Annotated in this window: 20 protein-coding genes and 3 pseudogenes; 9 read left to right on the top strand and 14 right to left on the bottom strand. The window is 67.0% G+C overall.

Annotation, left to right across the window (positions count from 1 at the left end):
- Positions 1-4 precede the first annotated feature (4 nt).
- The 3 genes from BUB57_RS06040 (at position 5) to BUB57_RS06030 (ending at position 4,017) form a co-directional block, all read left to right on the top strand.
- Positions 5-2,218: a dehydrogenase E1 component subunit alpha/beta gene (locus BUB57_RS06040; protein WP_073063835.1), complete on the top strand. Its 2,214-nt coding sequence runs from the start codon at positions 5-7 to the stop codon at positions 2,216-2,218.
- Entirely contained in the window at positions 2,215-3,243 is a 1,029-nt protein-coding gene (locus BUB57_RS06035) for an ACP S-malonyltransferase (RefSeq protein ID WP_073063832.1), read from the top strand. The genes BUB57_RS06040 and BUB57_RS06035 overlap by 4 nt, the downstream gene beginning before the upstream one ends.
- 333 nt (positions 3,244-3,576) lie before the next feature.
- A complete protein-coding gene (locus tag BUB57_RS06030) occupies positions 3,577-4,017 on the top strand; it encodes a hypothetical protein (RefSeq protein WP_143159641.1) in 441 nt (146 codons plus the stop codon).
- A 554-nt stretch (positions 4,018-4,571) separates the two neighbouring features.
- Here the strand turns inward: BUB57_RS06030 and BUB57_RS06025 are convergent.
- The 3 genes and pseudogenes from BUB57_RS06025 to BUB57_RS16885 form a co-directional block, all read right to left on the bottom strand.
- Positions 4,572-5,372, bottom strand: a complete 801-nt coding sequence (locus tag BUB57_RS06025; RefSeq protein WP_073063826.1) for an ABC transporter permease — start codon at positions 5,370-5,372, stop codon at positions 4,572-4,574.
- Positions 5,369-5,701, bottom strand: coding sequence for an ATP-binding cassette domain-containing protein (locus BUB57_RS17250; RefSeq protein WP_268801860.1), 333 nt, complete (start codon positions 5,699-5,701; stop codon positions 5,369-5,371). Before BUB57_RS17250 ends, BUB57_RS06025 begins: the two co-directional genes overlap by 4 nt.
- A gap of 41 nt (positions 5,702-5,742) precedes the next feature.
- Positions 5,743-6,030: pseudogene (locus BUB57_RS16885) on the bottom strand (ATP-binding cassette domain-containing protein); the annotation flags it as partial.
- 64 nt (positions 6,031-6,094) lie between these two features.
- Between BUB57_RS16885 and BUB57_RS06015 the strand changes: the two are divergent.
- Positions 6,095-7,015: a MurR/RpiR family transcriptional regulator gene (locus BUB57_RS06015; protein WP_084731995.1), complete on the top strand. Its 921-nt coding sequence runs from the start codon at positions 6,095-6,097 to the stop codon at positions 7,013-7,015.
- Positions 7,016-7,165: 150 nt separating this feature from the next.
- On the opposite strand, the gene BUB57_RS06010 is transcribed toward BUB57_RS06015, so the two are convergent.
- Both BUB57_RS06010 and BUB57_RS17245 read right to left on the bottom strand, forming a co-directional pair.
- A complete protein-coding gene (locus BUB57_RS06010; RefSeq protein ID WP_268801859.1) occupies positions 7,166-8,707 on the bottom strand; it encodes a potassium transporter Kup in 1,542 nt (513 codons plus the stop codon).
- Positions 8,708-8,789: 82 nt separating this feature from the next.
- Positions 8,790-9,113, bottom strand: a pseudogene (locus BUB57_RS17245) (KUP/HAK/KT family potassium transporter); the annotation flags it as partial.
- A 172-nt stretch (positions 9,114-9,285) separates the two neighbouring features.
- Between BUB57_RS17245 and BUB57_RS17390 the strand changes: the two are divergent.
- A pseudogene (locus BUB57_RS17390) lies at positions 9,286-9,568 on the top strand (transposase domain-containing protein); the annotation flags it as partial.
- Between the two features lie 208 nt (positions 9,569-9,776).
- On the opposite strand, the gene BUB57_RS16510 reads toward BUB57_RS17390, so the two are convergent.
- The 3 genes from BUB57_RS16510 to BUB57_RS05990 all read right to left on the bottom strand — a co-directional run bounded on the left by BUB57_RS16510 (position 9,777) and on the right by BUB57_RS05990 (position 13,970).
- Positions 9,777-12,350 (bottom strand): calcium-binding protein, encoded by a 2,574-nt coding sequence (locus tag BUB57_RS16510; protein WP_073063824.1) that lies wholly within the window; start codon positions 12,348-12,350, stop codon positions 9,777-9,779.
- Between the two features lie 114 nt (positions 12,351-12,464).
- On the bottom strand, positions 12,465-12,602 hold the full coding sequence (locus BUB57_RS16505) for a hypothetical protein (protein ID WP_200796430.1): 138 nt from the start codon (positions 12,600-12,602) through the stop codon (positions 12,465-12,467).
- A 141-nt stretch (positions 12,603-12,743) separates the two neighbouring features.
- Positions 12,744-13,970 (bottom strand): MFS transporter, encoded by a 1,227-nt coding sequence (locus tag BUB57_RS05990; protein WP_073063822.1) that lies wholly within the window; start codon positions 13,968-13,970, stop codon positions 12,744-12,746.
- Positions 13,971-14,190: 220 nt separating this feature from the next.
- On the opposite strand from BUB57_RS05990, the gene BUB57_RS05985 reads away from it, so the two are divergent.
- Positions 14,191-14,973 (top strand): AraC family transcriptional regulator, encoded by a 783-nt coding sequence (locus tag BUB57_RS05985; RefSeq protein WP_073063821.1) that lies wholly within the window; start codon positions 14,191-14,193, stop codon positions 14,971-14,973.
- A 196-nt stretch (positions 14,974-15,169) separates the two neighbouring features.
- Here the strand turns inward: BUB57_RS05985 and BUB57_RS05980 are convergent, their stop codons facing one another.
- Genes BUB57_RS05980 through dsbD form a run of 4 tightly spaced genes read right to left on the bottom strand, consistent with a single transcriptional unit; the run spans position 15,170 to position 19,156 of the window.
- Positions 15,170-15,802, bottom strand: a complete 633-nt coding sequence (locus tag BUB57_RS05980) for a DsbA family protein (protein WP_073063818.1) — start codon at positions 15,800-15,802, stop codon at positions 15,170-15,172.
- The gene (locus tag BUB57_RS05975; protein WP_073063814.1) at positions 15,799-16,560 is read right to left on the bottom strand and encodes a L,D-transpeptidase; all 762 of its coding nucleotides are present in this window, start codon (positions 16,558-16,560) and stop codon (positions 15,799-15,801) included. The genes BUB57_RS05980 and BUB57_RS05975 overlap by 4 nt, the downstream gene beginning before the upstream one ends.
- Positions 16,561-16,562: 2 nt before the next feature.
- Positions 16,563-17,363 (bottom strand): TlpA disulfide reductase family protein, encoded by an 801-nt coding sequence (locus BUB57_RS05970; RefSeq protein WP_073063811.1) that lies wholly within the window; start codon positions 17,361-17,363, stop codon positions 16,563-16,565.
- A complete protein-coding gene (dsbD, locus tag BUB57_RS05965) occupies positions 17,360-19,156 on the bottom strand; it encodes a protein-disulfide reductase DsbD (RefSeq protein ID WP_084732025.1) in 1,797 nt (598 codons plus the stop codon). Before dsbD ends, BUB57_RS05970 begins: the two co-directional genes overlap by 4 nt.
- Before the next feature lie 91 nt (positions 19,157-19,247).
- Between dsbD and BUB57_RS05960 the strand changes: the two genes are divergently transcribed.
- Entirely contained in the window at positions 19,248-19,928 is a 681-nt protein-coding gene (locus BUB57_RS05960) for a response regulator (RefSeq protein ID WP_073063805.1), read from the top strand.
- Positions 19,925-21,298, top strand: a complete 1,374-nt coding sequence (locus BUB57_RS05955) for an ATP-binding protein (RefSeq protein WP_073063802.1) — start codon at positions 19,925-19,927, stop codon at positions 21,296-21,298. The genes BUB57_RS05960 and BUB57_RS05955 overlap by 4 nt, the downstream gene beginning before the upstream one ends.
- 98 nt (positions 21,299-21,396) lie before the next feature.
- Here BUB57_RS05955 and BUB57_RS05950 read toward each other — a convergent pair whose 3' ends face one another.
- Complete coding sequence (locus tag BUB57_RS05950) at positions 21,397-22,089, bottom strand: L,D-transpeptidase (protein ID WP_073063799.1); 693 nt, start codon at positions 22,087-22,089, stop codon at positions 21,397-21,399.
- 161 nt (positions 22,090-22,250) lie between these two features.
- Between BUB57_RS05950 and BUB57_RS05945 the strand changes: the two genes are divergently transcribed.
- Positions 22,251-22,889 carry a DsbA family protein gene (locus tag BUB57_RS05945; RefSeq protein ID WP_073063796.1) on the top strand — a complete coding sequence of 213 codons (639 nt, stop codon included), beginning with the start codon at positions 22,251-22,253 and terminating at the stop codon, positions 22,887-22,889.
- Between the two features lie 232 nt (positions 22,890-23,121).
- Here the strand turns inward: BUB57_RS05945 and BUB57_RS05940 are convergent, their stop codons facing one another.
- A complete protein-coding gene (locus BUB57_RS05940; protein ID WP_234951996.1) occupies positions 23,122-24,045 on the bottom strand; it encodes a GlxA family transcriptional regulator in 924 nt (307 codons plus the stop codon).
- Positions 24,046-24,148: the final 103 nt, after the last annotated feature.

Genomic DNA, 24,148 nt, shown 5'->3' with positions numbered 1-24,148 from the left:
CGGGATGGGCCGTTCGGTCATCGTGCATGAAAACTTCCTGCGGCGGGTCGCCGCCGGCGATCTGCCGGCAGGGCGCGCGCCTTCGGGACCGCTGCCCCCGGCTTTAGCGGTGTCGCTGTATCGATCGGGCTGCCTGACGCGGCATCTCGACCGCACCAGCCGGGCGATGCAGGCGGCGGGCACGGGGTTCTATACCATCGGCTCGTCCGGGCATGAGGGGCTGGCGGCGGTGGCAGCGGCGCTGCGGCCGACCGACATGGCCTTCCTGCATTATCGCGACGCCGCCTTTCAGATCCAGCGCGCCGAACAGGTGCCCGGCCAGACCATCGCCTGGGACATGCTGCTGTCCTTTGCCTCGTCCTCGGACGACCCGATCTCGGGCGGGCGGCACAAGGTGCTGGGATCGAAGGCGCTGTTCATCCCGCCGCAGACCTCGACCATTGCCAGCCATCTGCCCAAGGCGGTGGGCGCGGCCTATGCCATCGGCGCGGCGAAACGCCACCGGCCTGAACATGCGATCCTGCCCGACGACGCCATCGTCTATTGCAGCTTCGGCGACGCCTCGGCCAACCATTCGACCGCGCAGGGCGCCTTCAACGCCGCGCAATGGACGGCGTTCCAGTCGATCCCGATGCCGCTGCTGTTCTGCTGCGAGGACAACGGCATCGGCATCTCGACCAAGACCCCGCGGGGCTGGATCGCCGCCACCTTCGCAAACCGTGAGGGGCTGAAATATTTCGCCTGCGACGGGCGGGACATCTACGAAACCTATGCCACGGCGCTGGCCGCGGCCGATTATGTCCGCCGGCGCCGCAAGCCCGCCTTCCTGCATGTCCGCACCATCCGCCTGTACGGCCATGCCGGTGCCGACATGCCGACGACCTATCTGCCCAAGGCCGAGGTCGAGGCCGAAGAGGCGCAGGATCCGCTGCTGCATTCGGTGCGGCTGCTGTCGCAGGCGGGCGCGCTGACCCCACCCGCGGCGCTGGAAATCTATCGGGACACCGCCGACCGCGTGACGCGGGTGGCCGCCGCTGCCGTCAAGCGCCCGCGCCTGCGCGATGCGGCGGGGGTGATGGCCAGCATCGTCCCGCCCGTACGCGCCTGCCACCCGACCAACGGCCCCACCACGGCGGCCCGCGCGGCCGCCTTTGGCAGCGACCTGAGGGCGATGGAGGAACCGCAGATCATGTCGCGCCTGATCAACTGGGCGCTGACCGACCTGATGCTGACCCACCCGGAGATCGTGATGATGGGCGAGGATGTCGGCCGCAAGGGCGGGGTCTATGGTGTTACCCAGAAGCTGATCCAGCGCTTTGGCCCCGACCGGATGATCGACACGCTGCTGGACGAACAGTCCATCCTGGGCCTTGCCATCGGCATGGCGCAGAACGGTTTCGTGCCGATGCCGGAAATCCAGTTCCTCGCCTATCTGCACAATGCCGAGGACCAGATCCGGGGCGAGGCGGCGACGCTGTCCTTCTTTTCCAACGGCCAATACACCAACCCGATGGTGCTGCGCATCGCCGGGCTGGGTTACCAGAAGGGCTTCGGCGGGCATTTCCACAACGACAACTCGGTGGCGGTGCTGCGCGACATTCCCGGCGTGATCCTGGCGGTGCCGTCGAACGGCGCCGATGCGGCGCGGATGCTGCGCGAATGCGTGCGGCTGGCCCGCGAAGAGCAGCGCGTGGTGGTGTTTCTGGAACCCATCGCGCTTTACCCGATGCGCGACCTGCACGAGGACAAGGACGGGCTGTGGATGCGCCGCTATCCCGACCCGTCCGAGGTCATCGCGCTTGGCGAGGTCGGCGTGACCGGCACGGGCGAGGATCTGGCGATCGTGACCTTCGGCAATGGCGTCTATCTGGCAAACCGCGCCCTCTCGCGGATCGAGGCTGCCGGGATCAAGGCGCGGATCGTCGATCTGCGCTGGCTGTCGCCCCTGCCCAAGGAGGGGCTGACCCGCGCCGTCGCCGGCTGCCGCAATATCCTGGTCGTGGACGAGACCCGACATTCCGGCGGCGTGGCCGAGGCGCTGATGGCGCATTTCCACGAAGCCTCGCAGGCGCAGCTGGCGCGCATCACCGCCGAGGACAGCTTCATCGCGACTGGCCCGGCCTATGCCGCGACCATGCCTTCGGCCGAGGGCATCGCCGAGGCGGCGATCTCGCTGGCGGGCAGGGTCGCCAAGAACCGGGCAAGAGGACAAGCATGAAAACCGCAGTGGTGATCTGCCCCGGCCGGGGCACCTACAATACGGCCGAGCTGGGCTATCTGCGGCGGCATTTTCCCGACCCGCGCCTGCTGTCCGCCTTTGACGACGAGCGTGCGGCACGCGGGCAGGAAACGCTGACCGCATTGGATGGCGCACAGAAATTCGTCATGTCGCACCATACCAGGGGCGACAATGCCTCGGGGCTGATCTTCGCCGCCTCGCTGGGCGATTTCATGGCAATCAACCGTGAAAAGGTCGAGGTCGTCGCCGTCACCGGCAACTCGATGGGCTGGTACAGCGCGCTCGCCTGTGCCGGTGCGACCACGCCCGAGGACGGGTTTCGCATCGCCAATACCATGGGCACGCTGATGCAGCAGGCGATGATCGGCGGCCAGTTGATCCACCCGTGGGTGGACGAGGACTGGCGCCCCGACCCCGCCCGCCGGGCCGAGCTGCTGGCGCTGATCGCCACCATCGCCGGCCGCCCCGATCACCGGCTGTTCCTGTCGATCGACCTTGGCGGAATGCTGGTCATCGCGGGCAATACCGCCGGGCTGAAGGCATTCGAAGCCGCCGTGACGCCGGTTCAGGGCCGCTTCCCGATGCGGCTGGGCAATCACGCCGCCTTCCATACGCCGCTGCAAGAGCCGGTGGCCGAGCAGGGCCGCGCCGCCCTGCCCGTCTCGCTGTTTCGCCGGCCGGCATGGCCGCTGATCGACGGGCGCGGCGCGATCTGGTGGCCCGGCGCCACCGACCCCGGAGCGCTGCGCGCCTATACGCTGGGCCATCAGGTCGTCGAGCCCTACGACTTCACCCACGCCGTCGCCGTGGCGGCGCGCGAATTCGCACCCGACCTGTTCATCGTCACCGGCCCCGGCACGACACTTGGCGGCGCGGTGGCGCAAAGCCTGATCCTGGCAGATTGGGCGGACCTGCCCGACAAGGCGAGCTTCCAATCCCGCCAGAAGGCCGCCCCCCTGCTCATCTCGATGGGTATGCCGGATCAGCGCCCTCTGATCATGTGAGGAGGAGCTGCGCGTGGCGCGAGACAGTGGGGTCCGTCACCAGCCGGTCAGGCACAGGTCCAGATCCGGGCCGTCTGGGTGGCCGGTGCCGGGGGCCAGAATCTGCGCGGGACAGGTATGAGGCGGGTCGCCGCTGCGCCTCGAGCGGGGCGCGCGATCATCGTTCTGGCGCTTCTGCAGCCTTCGTGCCCCTGAGCTTTCCCGTCTCGCAGTCCCATTGCCGGCCGGGCATCATCCGGATTGTCGCGGCGGCGGCCTCCGGCTATCGGTTCCCAAACCGGGTTCCGGCAACCGGCCGCCCCCGGTCAGCAATTAGCCAGCGGATTGAAACGAATGAGGCTTACGGCGCTTTCCCTTGTCATCTCGGCACTGGCCCTGACGGCGTGCAGATCCGAGCCGGTGGACCTTGGCCTGATGTGTGGCGACGATGCCGAAGCGACGGTTCGCGAGGCGAGTGCCATCGTCTATGGGACCGAGATCCCGGCCCCGCAGGTCCGGGACGCGCATCCGCTGGCCGAGGCCGATCTGCTGGGGCTCGACATCGGCGATGCCGAGCGGCCGGGGCTTCTGGCCTCGGATGCGGGCGGCGGGCTGTATCATCGGCGCTGCTCGAATGAGCTGCTGTGTACCGCTGACGATGCGCGCGAGACGCTGGCCGCCTGTGCTGACAAGGCGGGCTGCAAGATTGTCGGTGCAGTCAGGCTTGGCAGCTTCCATCCGCTCTATCTGGCTGACACCGAGGGCGGGCATGTCTGTGCCCCGAGGTGGCAGTAAGACCCCCGGATATTCAGGTTTCCGCTGCGTGGCATGACTGCGCCCGACGGCGCCAGCCCCCGCTGCGCTGGCGGAAGGCGTGCCACACCGGAGTGAACGGCGGAAAGATCAGGGCCCCGGGGCTACGCCGCAGGCCTGTCTGGCTGCAACACTCCCGCAGGCAGATGGCCGCGACAGGACATGCGGGCAATCTCGATCGAAACTGTCGAGCGCTGCTGTCGCATTGGTCCGCGCGGCAGAAGCGTTACACAGGCTGCAGCAAGACAGCCAGCCACCCAGACGGCAGCCAGCGTCCAGCCAACCTGCTCCGCCGCGTCAGCCATCCAGCACTCTGGTGGCCAGGCAGTCGTTTCCAGACAGCGTCATGACTCGAATCTTTGGACCACTGGGGAGTGCCGGCGATCGCCATCGCCATCCCCATGCCGCTCTCCGGTCCAAGCAGCCATCCCCTTGTGCGCTCCGCAGCAACCGTGATGTGCAGCCAGTGCACCGGCATTCTGATCCCGCATCCGCCTGTCGACGGGCTGTCACGATACGTAACCGCCCTGCCACGGTCAGCCCCTCTCTTCCAGCCGGTCGAGACGCAGACGGTGCCGCTTGTCGGTGACCGACGCAAGGCAGAGCTGCGTCGCCAGGATCACGCCAAGGCCCCCCGCCCCGGCCAGAAGCAGCATCAGCAGGATCTGGTATCGGGCGGCATCCAGGGGATCCATGCCGCCCAGAATCTGCCCGGTCATGATACCCGGCAGGGTGATGATGCCTGCGCCCGCCATCTGGTTGATGACCGGGATCAGGCCGTTATGGGCGGCCGACAGGCGGAGTTCGCGCAGGGCGAGATGGCTGTCGGCGCCCAGGGACAGCCGGGCCTCTATCGCGCGCCGCTCGCGCTGGACGCTGCCAAGCATCGTGTTCAGCGCCAGGCTGGTGCTGTTCATCACCGTGCCCAGGATGATGCCGACCAGGGGGATCGTGTGCCGGGGGTCGAGCCAGGCCGCCTCGCGCAGCGCCGTCGCCAGCGCTATGCCGGTCACGAAGGTCGTAGCGATCACTACCGGCAGCCCACCAAGGCCGAAACGAAGCCAGCCGCGCAACTGCCGCTTCTGCCGGGAGTGAACTTCCCAGGTTGCAGCCAGGATCATGACCGCAGCAAAGCCCAGCGTGACCACAGGCGACGAGAGCGCGAAGATGTAGCGCAGCAGCAGCCCGACCAGCACCAACTGCGCGACCATCCGCAAGACCGCGATGGCCATCGCCCGGTGAAACCCGAGCGACAGCAGCAGCGAAAGCCCCGAGGCGATCAGCAGGCTAAGGGCCGCCAGCAGCAGGTCGAATGCGGAGAGGGTGATCGGCGTCACGAAACGACCTCGGCCAGCCCGCAGTCCGACAGCGCGTAGTGCCGATCTGCGATGCGGGCGACCTGCTCGGGATCATGCGATACCACCAGCAACCCCGTGCCATCCTCCTTTGCCCGGGCCAGGACCCTTTCCACCATCAGCGTCGCAGCGGGGTCGAGGGCAGAGGTCGGCTCGTCCAGCAGAATGAAATACGGCTGCAGGATCAAGGCTCTGATGAGGGCCAAACGTTGGCGCTCGCCGCTCGAAACCTCGTCGGGCGCCGCGTCCATGAGCTTGTCGGGAAGCGCGAGATCGGGGAACAGCCGCCGCCCCCGCGCCTCGTCCGACATATGCAGCGCACACGAGAGGCCCACCACCCGGAATCTGCCGGCACATAGACCACCAGCCGGCGCCAGTCGTTGGCGGGAATTTCCTCTCGCACCAGGCTGCCGATCCGCGCGGTGCCAAATCCCGGGTCCAGGTCGGCGATCAGCCGCAGCAGCCGGCTCTTGCCGCTGCCCGAGGGTCCGGTCAGCACGACGCATTCTCCGGGCGCGACCGTCAGGCTGCAGCGCGGACATCCCTCGCCCCAGGACAGGTTCTCGACGATCAGCGGGGCCGCCCTGGCCGGCGCGGCAGTTGCAGACACTGGGTTTCCTGCTCGGACAAGGGATGGCATCTGTCCATGTGCTCCGATATGGTAGCGAACGCTACATCCACCGGGTTGGAGACGCAAGCCGACCATGACCAAGACACGCAGGAATGGCCCGGCGCCAGCACGGGATATCCTCACACAGCGCCATGCCCGCTGCCGTGATCGCCTGTCGCCGGCCTGCACGAGGGTCGCGGACTATATCGCAGCCAATCCGATCGAGACCCTGACCCTTTCGGCGCTCGATCTGGGGCGCGCGACCGGAACCTCGGACGCGACCGTCGTGCGCGCCGTCCAGGCGCTCGGGTTCGACGGGCTGCACGATCTGCGAAGCGAGCTTGCCTCCGCCTACAGGGAAAGAAGCGCCCCGGCCGACAATCTGGCCCGGACCTGGGCCGAGGTCGGCGAGGATACCGAGGCCGCGATGGACAGGGTGATCGCCTCGCTCAGCGATGCCCTGGCGGCGCTGCGCGATGGCCCGGTGCGCCGCGCCATGCCGGATGCGCTGAAGATCCTGCATGTCGCTGAAAGGATCGCCGTCTTCGGCGTCGGCCCCACCGCACATATCGCCGCATATTTCGCCGCCCGATTGCGTCGCAAGGGGCGGCGGCAGCTTGTCCTCGACCAGATGGGACCGGCCCTTGCCGACCAGCTGCTGGAACTGGAACGTGGCGATGCGCTGGTGATGCTGGCCTATGGCAAACCCTACCCCGAGGCCGAGGCAACCATCTTCGAGGCGCGCCGCCTGCAGATCCCGGTCATTCTGCTGACAGACGCCCCGGACGAAAAACCGGCGCGATCCGCAACGGTGGTCCTGCCCGTCCCCCGGGGCCGCAGCGGGCATGTGGCGCTGCACAGCGCCACCGTGGCCTGCCTCGAGATGCTGCTGCTGGGGCTGGCGACCACGGATCGGGAGACTGCCGCCACCGCCCTGGCGGAACTGGAGCGCCTGCGGGAAACCACCCGCCCCGCCCGACGCGCCGCGCGGACGGAATCCGATACGGAAGAATGAGCACGCAGGGAGCGGTTCTCGGACCTATCTGGCTGTGAACGCGGCGGGTAAAAGCGCTGTGGTCGGAATAGCCACAAGCCAGCGCGATCTGCGCCGCCCGGCCGTCGTTTGCGGCAGGTCGGATTCGGCCCCACCATAATCCAGCCCCTGTCAGATATTGATCTGTTGGCCCAATTCGACGACCCGGTTCGATGGCAGCCGATAAAAATTGGTGGGCTCGGAGGCCGAGCGGTACATTCCCGCATAAAGCCGCGAAGCCCAGAGGGGCATCAGCCGCGCCTTCCCCACCCGCAGCGAGCGACGGTTGAGGAAATAGGACGTGGACATCACGTCGAATCTAAGCCCCTGCGCCTTGGCCCCCGCCAGCGCCTTGGGGACATTCGGCTGCTCCATATAGCCAAAGCGCAGCCAGACCCTCCAGAACCGGGGGGCGAGCTGTTCGACGCGGATGCGACGGTCCTCGGGAACGCGGGGCGTGGTCGCGGCCTCGACCGTCACGACGAAGTTGCGCTCGTGCAGGACGCGATTGTGCTTGAGATTGTGCATCAGCGCCGGAGGGGCGATCTTCGAATCCGCGGTCAGGAACACCGCCGTGCCCGGCACCACCGTCGGCGGGCTGTCGGTCAATTGCTCGACCAGGAAATCCAGCGCCACGCTTTCCGCCGACAGCTTGCGCTGCAAAAGCAGCGTGCCCCGCATCCAGACCAGCATGAAAGTCACCACCACGGCCGCAAACATCAGCGGGACATAGCCGCCATCGACCACCTTCATCAGGTTGGCTGAAAAGAACACCAGCTCGATGGCCAGGACCGGCAGCATGATCCCCAGCACGGCAAGCCAGTTCCATTTCCAGGCATAGCGGAACACGATGACCGCCAGGATCGAGGTGATCACCATGTCCCCGGTCACCGCAATGCCATAGGCGCTGGCAAGCCGCTCGGACGAGCCGAAGGCCAGAACCAGCGCGCAGACCCCGGTCATCAGGATCAGGTTCACACGCGGCAGATAGACCTGCCCCTGCTGGGTGTCGGAGGTGTGCTGGATTTCCAGCCGCGGCAGCAGCCCAAGCTGCACCGCCTGCTGGGACACGGAAAACGCCCCCGAAATCACCGACTGGCTGGCGATCACCGTGGCCGCCGTCGCCAGCACCACCAGCGGCAGGGTGAACGCCGCGGGCGCCAGCAGAAAGAACGGATTGTCGGCATTTTCCGGGTGGGACAGCACCATCGCCCCCTGTCCCATATAGCTGAGCGTCAGGGCCGGGAACACGATGGCCAGCCAAGACATGCGCACGGGGCCGCGCCCGAAATGACCCATGTCGGCGTATAGCGCCTCGGCTCCGGTCACGGCCAGGAAGACGGAACCCATCACCGGCAGCACATCCAGGCCGTTCCGGGCAATGAAGCCTGTGGCATAAAGCGGATTCAGCGCCTGCAGGATGCGGGAATCGTCCAGCAGATGCATCGCCCCAAGAACACCGAGGGTCAGAAACCAGATCAGCATCACCGGGCCGAAAAACCGCGACACCGCCTCGGTTCCTGTCCGCTGCACCCAAAACAGCGCCACCACGATGATCAGCGTGACCGGCACCACCCAGTTGCCGAACCCGGGCAGGACAAGGGTCATGCCCTCGACCGCCGACAGCACCGACATCGCCGGGGTGATCATCGAGTCGCCGAAGAACAGCGACACCCCCCACGATCCCCACAAGATACAGCCACCAGGCCCGGCGGTGCAGCGCCCCCTGGGCCTTGGCGACCAGCGACAGGGTGCCGCCCTCACCGTTGTTATCAGCACGCAGGATCAGGACGACATATTTCAGCGTGACGATCAGCACCACGGTCCAGAACAGCAGCGACACGATGCCGATCACCGCGGTTTCCGCCATGTGGTGTTCATGCGCATGCCGCAGCGATTCCCGAAGCGCATAAAGCGGCGAGGTCCCGATGTCGCCATACACCACCCCCAGGGTGGAAAGGATCAGCCCCGGAGTCGGGGAGGCGCCGATCTCGGGATGATCGGTCGTCACGGCGTCGGGATCGGGTGGCTTATCGGAGTCGGGCGTCCGGTCGCCGCTGCTGGCAACAGGCTCGGTCATGATCGGTGCCCCCCTTTCAGGGCAGGACGGCTGTTAACGCGCCCGCCACGCGCCGGCAGGATTGAGAATGCCGGCCTTGGCAGAAAGGTTCCGTGTCACGTCCTTTGGACTTGCCATGCAGGTGATGCGATCTTGCCGCTTCTTGACGGCTTTCGAAGCCTGGCCATCCTGAGAGGCGGGACGGCACGCAAAGGACCAGCATGGATATTCGCGATGCGAAAACGGCCAGATCGAACTGGACAACAATATCTGCGAGCGGTCAATCAGCCCGCTGACCCTCGGGCGTAAGAATTATCTCTTCATGCTCGGAAGCGATCGCATACACTCTCATCGAGACCGCCCGCATGAGCCATGTCGACGACGAAGCCTGGCTAACCTGGCTGCTGACCCACATTGCCGATCGCGAGATCAGCCGCATCGATGAACTCGCACCGTGGAGTTGGCAGAAAAGATGAATGTCAACCGCGGTCACCCCGGACGTATACGTAAGGCCCGGCGATTAATTCTTATAGATCGTGTCCTTTTCAAAAAGGGGGCAGTTCCGGTGCTGGGATAGAGTCAGGTCTCGAGCTCTTTGAGTTGATAAGTTTATTGGCCGAAGCAAAATTATTGTCGCACTAAATAGCTAACACAAGGTTACTGCCGCGTGCTTCCGGTGACGCTTCAACGCCGCCTGCGGGCAGGCGGAGATCCGGTCTTGCCCAAGGCACGCAAGATGCGCACGAGACGTGTGAGCAACATTCTCGCGGAGATCGCGTGCAACTGATGAGGTTTCGTGACTGCGGCCAGGCGGGGGCCCACGATCCAGTAAAACCTGACAAAGCTTCGGCCTGCAGCGGTGCGGATAAGGTGATGATCCCGGAAGTAGCGCAGCGCGACCACGTCGGGGTGCAGGCGATCACCATAAGCGGCGGTCGCAACGAAACAGCCGCCTCCGGATGCCGAATCATAGTCCCGAGGTTCCTCTGCCGGAGGATCAGGCAGGTAGTCCCCGCTGTCGTAAATATCAGGCAGGTAGTCGGTGTCGTCAGCATATGAAGGGGGCTGATCTGTTCCGGGAATCTGAGGGACCGACCCGAGTTCCTCCGCACCGGATCCAGGATATCCGGGTTCGGGTTGCGTATCTTCCGGAGCAGGAGGTCGATACGACGGGAGCGGCTCTTTGGGTTGCTCTGGATGACCGCTTTCGACACGATCAATGGCGTCTGCGGCGGTATTCCATCCCTCCACGCCACTAACGATCTCGCCAAAGTCCGGAGCGGCCTTGTAAACCTCGGCAATCTGCTCGTGCGATAGGCCGGAGAATACCGACTGCAGTAAAGCATCAACCTGCTCACCATCTCGAAAGTCGATCACGAGTTCCGACATCTGTTCAAGAAGACCTGCTCCTCCCACAAAGCGGATCTCTTGTCCGCCGGGAAGAGTCAGGATCAGATCCCCCGCGTTCATGGAAAGGGCGCGACCTAAGCCTTGAACGTCCTGGAATACGCCTCCAAGACCAATCGCATCTCCTGAATCGAACCCCGTGATCTCGATGTTCTGGGCGCCCTTGGTGAGGATGATGTCATTACCGAGGCCGGCGTTGATGGCCGTGATCTGGGAGTCGTCGTCTCCCAGCACCAGGACCAGATCATCGCCCTCGCCACCATCGACGACGTCGGAGCCTTGATCCGCGATCAAGACATCGTTGCCTTTCCCTCCGAGGAGAACATCGTCTCCGCGGCCGCCGATGATGACGTCGTTACCCGCCCCCCCGTCAAGCGTATCGTTGCCTACATGCCCCCTGAGGATGTCATTCCCGGTTCCGCCGATAATATGGTCGTTGACCATGCCGGTGCGCGGGTTGGTCACGTTGTGAGCGCCTTCCAGCACCAGATCCCGCCCGGGGTCCGAGATGGTGATCATGATGACATCGCCAGGGGCGAGAACCAAGTCGTCTCCAATCGCCTCTTCTGTGCGAACCTTCATGTCGCCGCGGGTATCCACCGTGAGCCCGGGTTTCGGATACCGGTCCGATTCGTCCTGCGCGGTGTATGGGGAGTCGGCCGGCGTTAGGTGATGCACCGACACATGCCCGCTGTCACCAAGTCCAGAGAGATCGATCGAAGCCTTGCCTTCGTTGCGGTTGTGCAGGAAGACGATCCGCTGGCCGTCGCCCTGAAACCCGGTCACATTGACTTGGTCCGGTATGCCCAGACCAACCGCAGCTGTGTCATCATCGATAACCGCCTTGCCGATGAGATGACTCTCGGCCAAGTCGTAGATCTGCCCCATCGGGGTGGCGATGACCTTGATGTCGCCACCGTTGCTCTCGCGCCCATTCAGCAGGGAGTCATAAAGCTTGTTGGACTGCCACCCATATTGCGTTCCCCATATGTAAATCTCGTCGATCCCGGCTTCCACGAACTGGCCGAACGTCTCGATCCAGTGGCCTGCCTGGTCAGTGCCCATCGGGCCATCCTTGCTCATGTTGAACTCGGACAGCGAGAGCTTGAGGTCTCCGAAGCCTTCCACATTCTTGAAGACCTCCATCGTCTTCAGAATACGGGTTACCTTGCCGGCAACACCATCCAGGGCGTTCGGATAGGCATGCTGATAGATGGTGGTGACATAGGGGCGGGCTTCTGCCGAGATCGCCTGTGCAATCTGGTTGCTCTCGTCCAAGGCGCTGGCGCGCCACGATGCACCCGCCTGAATGCCTATGCCCGCCGGCTCCCAATCGCTCCCCAGTTGGTCGGCGAGGCTCAGGTTGAGGTCATGGAGACCTATGATCTCGTGCGACGCGATCATGCCGTAATCAGTCGCGTCGATCGTGGACCAGTATTCGTTGCCGATCTCGAAGCCTTCGATCTGGGCTTCGGGATATTCTACGAGCGCCTGCTCAAGTTCGTCCAGATACCGGTCGAACCCGGCGTCGTCGAAGGTCTTGCTGCCCGCATCCCAGAACTGGAATGTCGGGACAACGATCGTGAGACTCGCGCCGTGGTCGATCGAAAGCTGAAGCGCCTCGCGTATGGTCATGACATAGCCGTCGGACCCCGGCTCCATCGAGGGGCCGAAAAGTCTTTCAAGCCCACCGTTCTCCCAAGTCTGATGTTCCGTCACGGACCCACCCGGGTAGCGGAAGCTACTGAAGTCGATCTCCTTCAGCATCTCCTGATAGGCCTCTCCCGGCGTGGCGCTGTCGCGGGTGAGAACGATGTTCCCACCGAAATGAGATTGGGTGATGACTGTCATCTTCGCCTCATCAACAGGACGAACGCGACTCTGCGCCCGTTCCTTACGATGAGGTATTCGCCTTAATATTCCGGTAAGCCGGCGCCCGGCAGAAAGCGGTAAATAAGGAAGATTTTATGCGTCCGCAGTGGCAGGACCGATCAGCACCTCGCCTTCGCCGGGCGCGGGGGGTTCGCGCTCGACCAGCTCCAGCACCCCCGGCGCGATGACCTGCATGGCGCGATAGGTCGGGTGCAATGCCGGATCGGTCATGAGACTACTTCCCCCTGCACGGCGCCGACGATCGCTGCGCCCAGCCGCGCCGTCGCATCCATGCCCAGCCCAAGGATCGAACGCTCCATCAGGCTTTTCAACCGGGTGATAGGCGCTCGGCGCCACCTCCGGCAGCGCCGGTCATCTTGCGGCCGCGCCGCGGCGCGTGCCCGACGCCCCCGCCAGCGCCACCACCGCCAGCACAAGCGGGATGAAGGATAGCCACAGCACCATGCCCCAGCCATAGGCCGCCAGCAGACCGCCCGACAGGAACGAGCCGACCGCCATCGTCCCGAACACGACGAAATCGTTGAGCGACTGCACCCGTGCCTTTTCCTCGGGGCGGTGGGTTTCCAGCACCATGGCCGAGGCGCCGATGAAGCCGAAGTTCCAGCCGACGCCCAGCAGGATCAGCGTCAGCCAGAAATGCGCGACGTCGATCCCCGTCAGCCCGACCGCGGCCGACAGCCCGGTCAGCGCCAGACCGACCATCACCACCGATGTCGCGCCGAAGCGGGTGATCAGCCGCCCGGTGAAGAAGCTGGGCGCATACATCGCGATCACATGCCATTGCAGCCCGAGATTGGCCGATTCCTGCGACAGGCCGCACATCTGCATCGCCAGGGGTGCGGCGGTCATCAGGAAGTTCATCAGCAGATAGGAAACCACCCCGCAGATGACGGCGATGATGAAGCGCGGTTGCCGCGCGATGATGGCGAGCGGACGGCCGCCCGCTGCCTCTTGCACGGTAGGCTTGGGCAGGCGCACGCCCAGCAGGATGAATGCCGACAGCGCCGCCACCGCCGCCTGCGCCACAAAGGTCGCGACGAAAGTATAGGGCTGCCACAGGTTCATGGTGTAGGTCACCAGCTGCGGGCCGATCACGCCGGCGAACACCCCGCCCGCCATCACGAAGGACAGCGCGCGCGGGCGCCGCGCCGGCGGGACGCAATCGGCGGCGGCAAAGCGGAACGACAGCACCACCGCCGCATAGGCGCCGCCGAAGAAGGTCGCCGCGCAGAACAGCCAGAACGATCCGATCACCACCGCCAGCGCCGCCAGCAGCCCGACCAGCACGCCGCAGCCCGTCCCGGCCAGAAACGCGGCGCGGCGGCCGTGACGCTGGGCGATGGCGCCTGCCGGCAGGGTGCAGGCGGCCATGCCCACGACAAAGATCGAGATCGGCAGGGTCGCCAGCGCCGGCGAGGGGGCGAGCATGTTTCCGACGATGGCGCCGGTGGCATAGACGACGACCGAATTCGCGCCGGCCAGCGCCTGCGCGATGGTCAGCCGGGCGACGTTGCTGCGCGCATGATCGTATTGCGGGACTTGGACGGGTTCAAAGGTGGCTACGGCAAGTTGCGACATGAAGCTCGGGGCATGAGAAGGTTGAGCAGGCGTTCCGGCAGGAACGGCCCGGCAGATGGGCGGCGATCGGGCGGAAGCTGGCGTGCTCCTCGTTCCAGCGGGTCCGGGCGCAATGTGCCGCGAAGTCCGCCGGGGCCCGACCTTACGCTTTGCCCTTGCGCCTGTATCTCGACGGACAGACATTGAATGTCGAATATCTGCCAATCCCCCGAGGCCCGGCATGACATGGCTGCCGATCACTCGCCCGCCCGGCCTGCTATCCCCGGCACCGATCACCCTGCGGGTGCAGACCATCCCGGCGCGCCGCTATTTCCCCGACCATTCGCACCCGTGGAACCAGCTGGTCTATGCAGTGTCCGGCGTCCTGACCATCAGCACCGGGGCCGAGTCGTTTGTCATCACCCCCGACCAGGCGGTCTGGCTGCCGACCGGCACGAATCACCGCGTCGGCTCGCTGCACGGGGCCGAGTTCCGCAGCCTCTGGATCGAGGACGAGGCCGGCAGCGGCCTGCCGCCAACGCCCACCGTCTTCCGCGTGCCGCCGCTGCTGCAAGCGCTGATCGTCGAGGCCGCGCAAATCGACGGCCAGGGCGACGAGGATGGCTATGCCGGCCGCATCACGGCGCTGATCCTTGACCAGCTCAGGCGCGCCCACGCCCTGCCCGCGGCGCTACCCTGGCCCCGGCACGAATCCCTGATCCGTCTGTGCGAGGCGCTGTATTTGGACCCGGCCGACACCCGCAGCCCACAGGACTGGGCGCAAGATCTGGGGATGTCGCCCCGCACCCTCGCCCGCCGCTTCGAGACCGATCTGGGCATAAGCCTGCGGTCCTGGCGACGGCGCCTGCGGCTGTTCCGATCGGTCGAACTGCTCGGCGGCGGGCTGGGCGTGACGCAGGTCGCGATGGAGCTTGGCTATGGCTCGACCTCGGCCTTCATCCATGCGTTCCGCATGGAAATGGGCAGCAGCCCGCAAGCCTATATGCGCAAACGCGCCGGTTAAGGGCCTCTGCCGACCGCATGAGGGCCAACGCCCCGCAGCAAGCGCCCGCCCGCCCGAGGCGCAAGGAGGTGATGCGCAGACCGGCAGGGCCGGCAGGCTGGCGCCCGCAAGGACAAGATTTCGACGTTGCGTGATGTTTCCTTCGTGTTTGACGCCGTGAAACATGGCAGGCCGGCCCCCTCGCTGAACGTCCTGATCAGGACATCTGCCGTGCCTCGGCAATGGCGGCGCGCAGGCGCGCCTCGCCCAGTGCGCCCGAATAAAGCGTCGTGCCGATGATGAAGGCCGGGGTGCCGCCCAGCCCCAGCGCCGCCGCCTGCGCAGCATTGCGTGCCAGCAGCCCGTCCCATTTGCCACGCTCGGCGCGATAGGCCGCCAGCGCCGCATCGGTGTCGGTGCCGCCCGCTGCCAGGGCCTGCCGGACCTGATCTTCGGTCAGCCGCGCGTCGGTCGCCATCAGGGCGGAATGCGCCGCTTCATAGCCGCCGGCCGAGGCCGCACCGAAGACAAGCTGGCTGGCCAGCACAGAAGGGGCGCCGAAGATCGGCCAGTCCTTCATCACCAGCCTTATGTCGCCGTCCCCGGCCACGACATTGGTCAGCATGTCATGGTCGCGTTTGCAGAACGGGCATTGATAATCGAAATATTCGACGATGGTCAGCCGCCCGCCGGGGTTGCCCAGCACCGGGTTGTCGGGATCGTGCAGCACGTCGTCGATGGTCATGGCGTCGGGAGAGGTGCCCCGGGTACGCAAGGCCACGGCGCCGATTCCGGCCAGCATCAGCCCGGCGGCGCCGGCGCCCAGCATCTTCCGGCGATTGATGGTCATGTCGTTTCTCCTGAATGATCCGGGGTTGCGTCGGCGGTCCGGGCCACCGGGCGGGGGCGGGGCTTGCCGACAGGCGGGGTCAGGCCGCTGCCGGATTCGGCCTTGGTCAGCACGATCACCCTGGTCATGCTGTCGGTCTGGCTCGCCAGATGGATGATGTCCTGGTTGAACAGCCGGATGCAGCCCGCGGTGTCCGAACCCCCGATCGAGGCCGGGTCCATGGTGCCGTGGATGCGATAGTAGGTATCGCCCTGGCTGTTATGCAGGTAAAGCGCCCGCGCGCCCATGGGGTTGTCGACCCCACCCTCGAGCCCCTTTTCGACCGGGCCGTAAAGCTCGGGGTTGGTGGCGACCATGTTGTCGGTGGGCTTCCAGCTGGGCCAGTCGCGCTGATAGGGGATATGGGCGGCGCCGGTGAAGCCATAGCCCGCGGCGCCCACCGCCACGGTGTAGCGCATCGCCTTGTTGCCCGGCTGCACCTGGTACAGGTGGTTGGCATGGGGATCGACGATGATCGTGCCCGGGGCCTCGTCGGTCCAGTAATCCACCAGTTGCCGGGCCTTATCCTCGGTCAGCAGATGGGGCGCCACCGCCTCGACCCGGTGGCCGTTGTCGTCCATCGCGCCATACATGGCCGCGATCTCGGGGCGGACGGCGGGCGGGGGCGGCTCGGCCGGGGCCAGAGGCGGGTCGGGCCGGGCGCAGGCGGCCAGCGCCAGCACGGTCAGCGCCACCAGTTTCAGGCGTATCCGGTGCATCCTCACTCTCCTGTCGCTTGCGCGATCATGCGGGTCAGGGCGGCGCGCGAGATCTCGCCCGTATGGGCCGCGACCAGCCCGCCCCTTGCGTCGAAAACCAGCGTCGCGGGCAGGCCGACCGTATCCAGCGCCGCCATCAGCCGGTGCTGCGGATCGCGGACCATGCCCGTGGCGGGCAGGTTTTCGGCCTGAAGGAAGTGGTGGATCTGGGCGGTATCTTCGCCCTGGTTGGCAAAGACGAAATCGGCGCCGGGGGTGGTTGCCGCCAGCTGGGTCATCATCGGCATCTCGCGCCGGCAGGGCGGGCACCACGTCGCCCACAGGTTCAGCACCAGCGGCCTGTCGCGCCCGGCCAGCTGCACGGCGCTGCCGTCCAGCGCGATCAGCTGCATCACCGGCAAATCGACCGCCGGGCGGGTCAGCGCAGCGGTGGCAGCCTGATGCGCAACCAGCGCCGCCACGCCGCCCACGGCCAGCTGCAGGGCCGCGGCCCGTTGACGGCGCAGCAGGGCCAGCAGCAGGACGGCAGCACCCGCGGCCCAACCCGCCGCCGGCAGAAACCCGCCCTGCCACAGCCTGAGCGCATCCAACGGATGAGTGGCAAAGGACGGCCAGTTCGCCGCGACGAACCCAGCCCGCGCACCCAGGATCCACGCCAGCAGCGCGATCCCCGTCCACTGCGCGGCATCACGGTGTTGCAGCCGCGCCGCGATCTCGGTCGCCGCCGCGAACAGGAACAGCCCCGCGACCGCCGCGAAACGCGCCCCGTCGAAGACCAGCGGCCCGATCGAAACCGCGTTCACGGCGCCACCTTCGCGATCGAGGCCAGCAACGCCCCACTGTCCATCTGGCCGATCAACCGGCTGTCCGGGGGCTCGGTCCGGGCGGCGTCAAGAAAAATCATCGTCGGAGGCCCGGCGGCGGCCAGATCCTGCATCAGCCCCCGGGCCTCGGGGGTGACGTCACTGAGGTCCAGCTTGATCGCCGCCAAATCGGCCAGCGCGGCATGAACGGCGGGATCGGCCAGCGGCCCGCGTTCGATGGCGCGGCAGGTCACGCACCAGTCGGCGGTCAGGTAAAGCAGCGCCGGCTGGCCCTCGGCCGAGGCCAGCGCCTGCTGCAATCCGGCCCGGGTGGAGGCTTGCGCGAATTGCACCTCGGCCGCGGCAGCCGGGGCCGCCCCGCCCGCCAAGGGTGCCAGCGGGCGCAGCGGGTCATGCGCGCCCAGCGCCGCGCCCAAGCCCTGCATCAGCCCGGCAAACAGCAGCAGCACGCCAAGCGCCGCGCCAAGGCGACGGTTGCGGGTCGCATCCCACTCCAGCCGGTCCAGCGCGCCAAGGAACACCGCCGCGCCGACCAGCAGGACCGCCCACAGCGCCAGTGTGACCGGGCCGGGCAGCACCCGCCCCGCCAGCCAGATCGCGAAGCCGAGGAAGATCACCCCGAAGGCGCGCTTCGCCCCCTCCATCCAGCCGCCGCTGCGGGGCAGGATGCGCGGGCCGAACAGGCCAATGGCCAGCAGCGGCACCCCCTGCCCCAGCCCCAGCGCGAACAGCGCTGCCGCCCCCAGCACCACGTCGCCAGTCTGCGCGATGTAAAGCAGCGCCCCGGCCAGAGGCGCGGTGACGCAAGGTCCCACGATCAGCGCCGAGGTGAAGCCCAGCGCCGCCGCACCGCCGACCGAGCCGCGGCGGCCTTGGGCCCGCCCCAGCCGGGCCTGCAGCGCCTGCGGCATCTGCAGCTCGTAGAAACCGAACATCGACAGCGCCAGTGCCACGAAGATCGCGGCGATCACGCCGACGGCGGCGGGCGATTGCAGCAGCATCTGCAGATTCGCCCCCGACCATGCCGCGGCGATGCCCAGCAGGCCGAAAGCTGCGGCCATCGCCAGCACATAGGCTCCGGTCAGCACCAGCCCACGCCGCGCGGTCAGGCTCTCCCCCTGCCCGGCCAGCATCCCGGCGACGATGGGGAACATCGGAAAGACGCAAGGGGTAAAGGCCAGCAGCAGCCCGAACCCCAGGAAACCGGCGACCACCAGCGCGCCACCGCCGCGCGCGGCCAGCCCCTGCACCATGCCCTGATCCTGCGCCAGCACCAGCCCCGACCCAGCCGCGACCGGCTCGGCCCCCTGCGGGCTCCACCCGCCTGCGCCGGCGCCATTCCCGGGCAGCACGCTGCCGTCCGCATCCAGCCGGACGGTTTGCGGAGCATAGCAGATGCCGTCCTGCTGGCAGCCCTGCCAGCGCAGGGTGACGGGCTGGGCCACAGGCTCCAGCGTCGCGGTGACTTCGCCCCGATAGATCTGGCCCGCACCGAAATACGGGTCCTCATGGACCTCGCCCGCGGGCAGGGTCAGGGGCAGGCTCTGGCCGTCGGCCTCCGCGGCGAACTCGTCGCGGTAGAGATAATAGCCCTCGGCGACGCGCCAGTTCAGGACCAGTGCGCCGCCCTCGTCCCGCTCGACGTCCAGGGCAAAGGCATCCTGCGGCTGCAGGGGCGGCTCATGCAGCTGGGCCGACGCCCCCGTCGCGACGAAAAGCGCGGCGAGCAGCGTCAGCGCCCCTGCAAGCGAAAGAAGAAACAATCTCGTCATCATGCCGGCCGGGCTAGAGACGCGACCTTAAGCCCAGCTTAAGCTGCGCCGACGTAGACGTGATCGCAGCGGATCGCGACAAGGGGACTTCATGCGCTTGCTGATTGTCGAGGACGACCCGGTCCTGTCGGACGGGCTTTGCGTCGGTCTGGGGCTGTCGGGGTTCACGGCGGATGCGGTGGGCACGCTCGGGGATGCCCGCGCGGCGCTGCAGGATGCCGACTTTGCCGGGGTGGTGCTGGACATCATGCTGCCCGACGGCTCGGGGCTGGAACTGCTGGCCGAATTGCGGGCCGCGGGATCGCGGCTTCCGATCCTGCTGCTGACGGCCCGCGACCAGATACGCGACCGGGTGCAGGGGCTGGACGCGGGGGCGGACGATTATCTGGGCAAGCCCTTCGACCTGGCCGAGCTGGCCGCCCGCACCCGCGCCATGCTGCGCCGGCACGAGGGGCGGGCCTCGGCCGTGATCGACTGGAACGGACTGCGGCTGGACCCGGCCCGGATGTGCGGAACGAAAGACGGCTGCGAGATCGCATTCTCGCGCCGCGAATTCGCCGTCTTGCAGGCGCTGATCGAGCGCCCGGGCGCCATCATCGCCAAACCCACGCTGGAAGAGCGGCTTTACGGCTGGCAGGAAGAGGTCGAAAGCAACACGGTCGAGGTCCATATCCACAAGCTGCGCGCCAAGCTGGGCGCCGGCTTCATCCAGACCATCCGCGGCGCAGGCTATCGGCTGGCCGCCCCCGACGGCAGGGACGCGCAACCATGAGCTCGATCCGCACCCGCCTGTTTGCCATCCTGCTGCTGGCGACCGGCGCGATCTGGCTGTCGGCGATGGGCTGGATCCAGCATTCGACCCGGACCGAAGTCGGCTATGTGCTGGACCGGCGCTTGCAGGAATCGGCGCAGATGGTGGCTTCGCTGATCCGGCGGGGCGGCGGCATCGCCGGCCCCGATGCGGCCTCGCTGGTCGACCAGGCCCCGGCGCTGCCCGACAGCGGCCCGCATGATTTTACCCGGCAGCTGGTCTGCCAGGTCTGGGGTTTCGACGGGCAGCTGAAAAGCGAATCCTCGGGGGCGCCGCGGGGACGGCTTGCCGATCAGGCCGGCTTTACCGACCGCGAGGTCGAGGGCGAAACCTGGCGCGTCTATACCCATGTCGATCCCGAACTGGGCATACGCGTCATGGTCGGCGATGCGTTGGCGATGCGCGACCGGCTGGTGCATGGCGTGGTGATGGGCCTTCTGGCCCCGGCGGTGCTGATCCTGCCGCTGCTGGCGGCGCTGATCTGGCTAGCGGTGCGGCGCGGGCTCGAGCCGCTGGACCGGCTGGCCGCGGCCCTGTCGCGCCGGCCGGCGACCGATCTCAGCCCCCTGCCCGAGACCCGCGCCACGTCCGAGCTGCGCCCGATGATCGAGGCGCTGAACGGGCTGTTCCACCGCGTCGAGGGTTTGCGCGAACGCGAGCGTAGCTTTACCGCCTTTGCCGCGCATGAGCTCAAGACCCCGCTGGCCGGGCTGAAGACGCAGGCCCAGATCGCAACGCTGGCCCCCGAGGGCGCGACGCGCGACCGCGCGCTGGCGCAGATCGCGCAGGGGGTGGATCGCACCGACCGCATGGTGCGCCAGCTTCTGGACATGACCGCCGTTGAAAACCCCGTCCAGGCCGACGCCCCGGCGCAGGACGGCGCCCGCATTCTTGCCGATGTCGCGGACGATCTGGCCGGGCTGGCGCAGGTGCGCGGCATCGCCGTGGAACTGGACACCGGTTTGACCGAATGGCGCACCCCGCACGCCGCGCTGCTGGCACCGGCGCTGCGCAACCTGCTGGAAAACGCGATCCTCGCCTCGCCGCGCGGCAGCACGGTCGAGGCGCGGCTGGCGCAGGAGGGCGAGACGGTCCGCTTCAGCGTGCTGGACCGCGGCCCCGGCATCGCCCGGACCGACCGCCCCCATGTCACCGACCGTTTCTATCGCGGCGCGGCCAACCCTTCGGGCGGCGGCAGCGGGCTGGGGCTGTCCATCGTTGCCTCGGCCGTTCAGGCGATGGGCGGAGAACTGCGGCTGAACCCCCGCGCCGGCGGCGGCGAGCAGGCCGAACTGATCCTGCCCGATGCGCCCCGCCCTGCGCCCCCGTGACACGCAGCGTTCAGGCGCACTTCAGCTCGCCTGCCTGCCCGCTGCGCCGCGGCCTCCATCCCGGTGCTTGGCCGCGCTCGTGCAGGCGAGGCACGGGATCAGAAGATCGCCACCTGGGTGCCGATCTCGACCAGCGGGTAGAGCCGGGCGATATGTTCGTTGTAAAGCCCATAGCAGCCGCTGGACGACTTGCGGCCGATCTTGCGGGTGTCATGCGTGCCGTGGATCAGATAGGCGGGCCAGGACAGGTAAAGCGCATAGACGCCCAGGGGGTTGTCCTCGGCCCCGCCCTCGACCCGCTGCGGCAATGTCGGATCGCGTTCCCGCATGCTGGGGGTCGGCGTCCACGACGGGCGTTCCGCCTTGCGCACCACTTCGGTCCTGCCGCGCTTGGTCAGCTCCTCCGAAACCGGGATGGATGAGGGGAAAACCAGATAGGTGCTTTCGTCGCCGGACCAGAAATGCAGGGCGCGCGAGTTGATGTCCGCCAGGATCACGCCCTTGCCGAGCGACGGATAGAAATCGTTCCAATGGCGGTTGCGGAACGCGGATATGTTGCGTTTCGCGTCCTGCGCAGGGTCAAGCTGATAAAGCCCCATGTCCGGCGCCTGCCCCGCGGCGGCCGTGCCGTAAACGGCCTGTCCCGTGGTCGGGTCGATCGCCTGCGCGGTCGCGAGCCTTGGCAAGGCGACGCCGCAGGCCAGCAATCCGCCCAGAAAAACCCGCCGACTTGCACTGCCCGAGAAATCGCTCGCAGGGCCGCAGGGGGGTGGAGGGCAAGGTCGGTCCATGTCTCATGCTCCAGTCGTTCATGGGCAAAGCGCCCATCCCGATGGCCGGCCAAGCTTAAGCCCAGCTTAAGGGCGGCACGGGCCAGGCAGCGACCGCCCCTCTTAAGACTGGGTTAAGCCGCGACACCTAGCCATGCACGGCAGATTCGAAAGGACAGCCCATGGCAGACAGCATCTTCACCTCCGACCGCAGGCGGTTCCTGCAGATCGGCATCGCTGCCGGCGCTTTGTCGGCCAGCGGCATCCCCGCGCAGGCGCAGGACAATCCGATGCCGGCGGATTTGCGGCAGGATCTGGAACAGGAACAGCTTGGCGCCGTCCTGGGCAATGCCTCGGGGGACGTCACGCTGACCGAGTTTTTCGACTACAACTGCCCCTATTGCCGCGTCATGGTTGCCGACATCCACCAGTTGATCTCAGAGGACCCGCAATTGCGCGTCGTGCTGAGGGAATGGCCGGTCTTCGGGGCGGGGTCGCTTTACAGCGCCCGCGCCTCGCTGGCGTCGTTGCGGCAGGGAAAGTTCTGGCAGTTTCACACCGGCCTGATGGGCATCGAGGGCCAGGCCGACGACAAAAGCGCCCTTCCCGTCGCAGAGGCGGCCGGGTTGGACATGGACCGCCTGCGCAAGGACATGGATGACATCGTGATCGCCCGCCAGATCGAGCATTCGTGGATTCTGGCCGAAAACATGGGGCTGGCCGGCACGCCCACCTTCATTGCCGGGGAGTTCGGCGCTTTCGGCAGGCAATCGCTGGACGAACTTCGCGGCATGATCGCGCAGGTGCGCCGCAGCTCGTAGAGCAATGGGTTTCTGCCGGGCGACGGTTGCCCCTGGAGTCGCAGAGGGTGTCGACGCCGCCGAAGCAAGAGCAGGCCGCGGGGGCGGGCCATGGATATCCGCCGGCTTGAGGAAACCTGCATCCGGTCCCTCTGTGATTTCATCGACTTCGGCACCAGCGGGATCAGCCCGTTTCTCTCGGGTAGGGATACTGTCAGGGGCGTGAGCAGCAGTTCGTCTGCGCCGCCGCAGGTCAGGACGCAATGCCGAAGCGCTGCCGGTATTCGCCCGGCGTCAGCCCGATGAAGCGGGCGAATATCTTGCGGAAGGCTCCTGCATCGCCGTAGCCGACCCTCCACGCGATCTGCTCGATCGTAAGCGCGCTGAACTGGAGCAACTCGCAGGCCTTGCTGACGCGCAGCCGCTGCCCGTATTCCGAGGTCGTCATCCCGGTCGCCCTGCGGAAGCGGCGCAGGAAGGTGCGGCGTTCCAGACCTGCCCTCGCCGCCAACGTTTCCAGTGAAACATCCTTCGCCTCGGTCTCCTGCAGCCAGCGCTGGACGTCGAGGATGGCGGCGTCGCCATGGCTCATGCAGGGCGAGAACAGGCTGTAATAGCGCTGCTCGCGCCCCGGCGGGTCGACCAGCAGGAAGCGCGCGGTCTGGGTCATCACCTCGGCACCGCGCAGGCGTTCCAGCAGCCGCAGGCACAGATCGGTCCAGGACATCAGCCCGCCCGCCGTCAGGATCTGGCCGCCATCGATCAGCAGCCGGTCCACGTCGACCGGCACGCGCGGGAAGCGGGCGCGGAACTGGTCTTCCAGAATCCAGTGCGTCGTCGCGGGCCGGCCGTCCAGCAGCCCCGTTTCGGCCAGCAGGAAGGCGCCGGCACAGACGGAAGCAAGAATGCCGCCGGCGTCATGGCGGGCCCGCAGCCAGTCCAGCCAAGGCGCGGCGATGTTCGCCGTTGCGGGCCCGCCCAGGCTGGGCGGCAGGATCAGGACGTCAGGTCCGGCATCGTGGGACGGGCCGGTGGCAAAAACCCGCTGTGGCGGGCTGCCTTCCGGTTCGACGCGCCAGTGGCTGACGGTGATGTGGTTCGGGGGCTGCGTTTCGCCCGGGGCCGCAAACCGGTTGGATATCGTGAAGAGGTCCGTCATCGACAGCACCGCCGACATCTGCACCCCCGGATAGAGCAGGAGTCCGACTTCCGCAGCCTGGGGTTCTGTCATTTGTCGCTATTGCCCCTGATTATGTCGATATCGCCAATAGGCATGCATC

Source organism: Paracoccus solventivorans (assembly GCF_900142875.1).
In the GTDB taxonomy this organism is placed as follows: domain Bacteria; phylum Pseudomonadota; class Alphaproteobacteria; order Rhodobacterales; family Rhodobacteraceae; genus Paracoccus; species Paracoccus solventivorans.
Note: the sequence above shows the minus strand (reverse complement) of the source record. Positions and strands in the feature narration are given on the sequence as shown.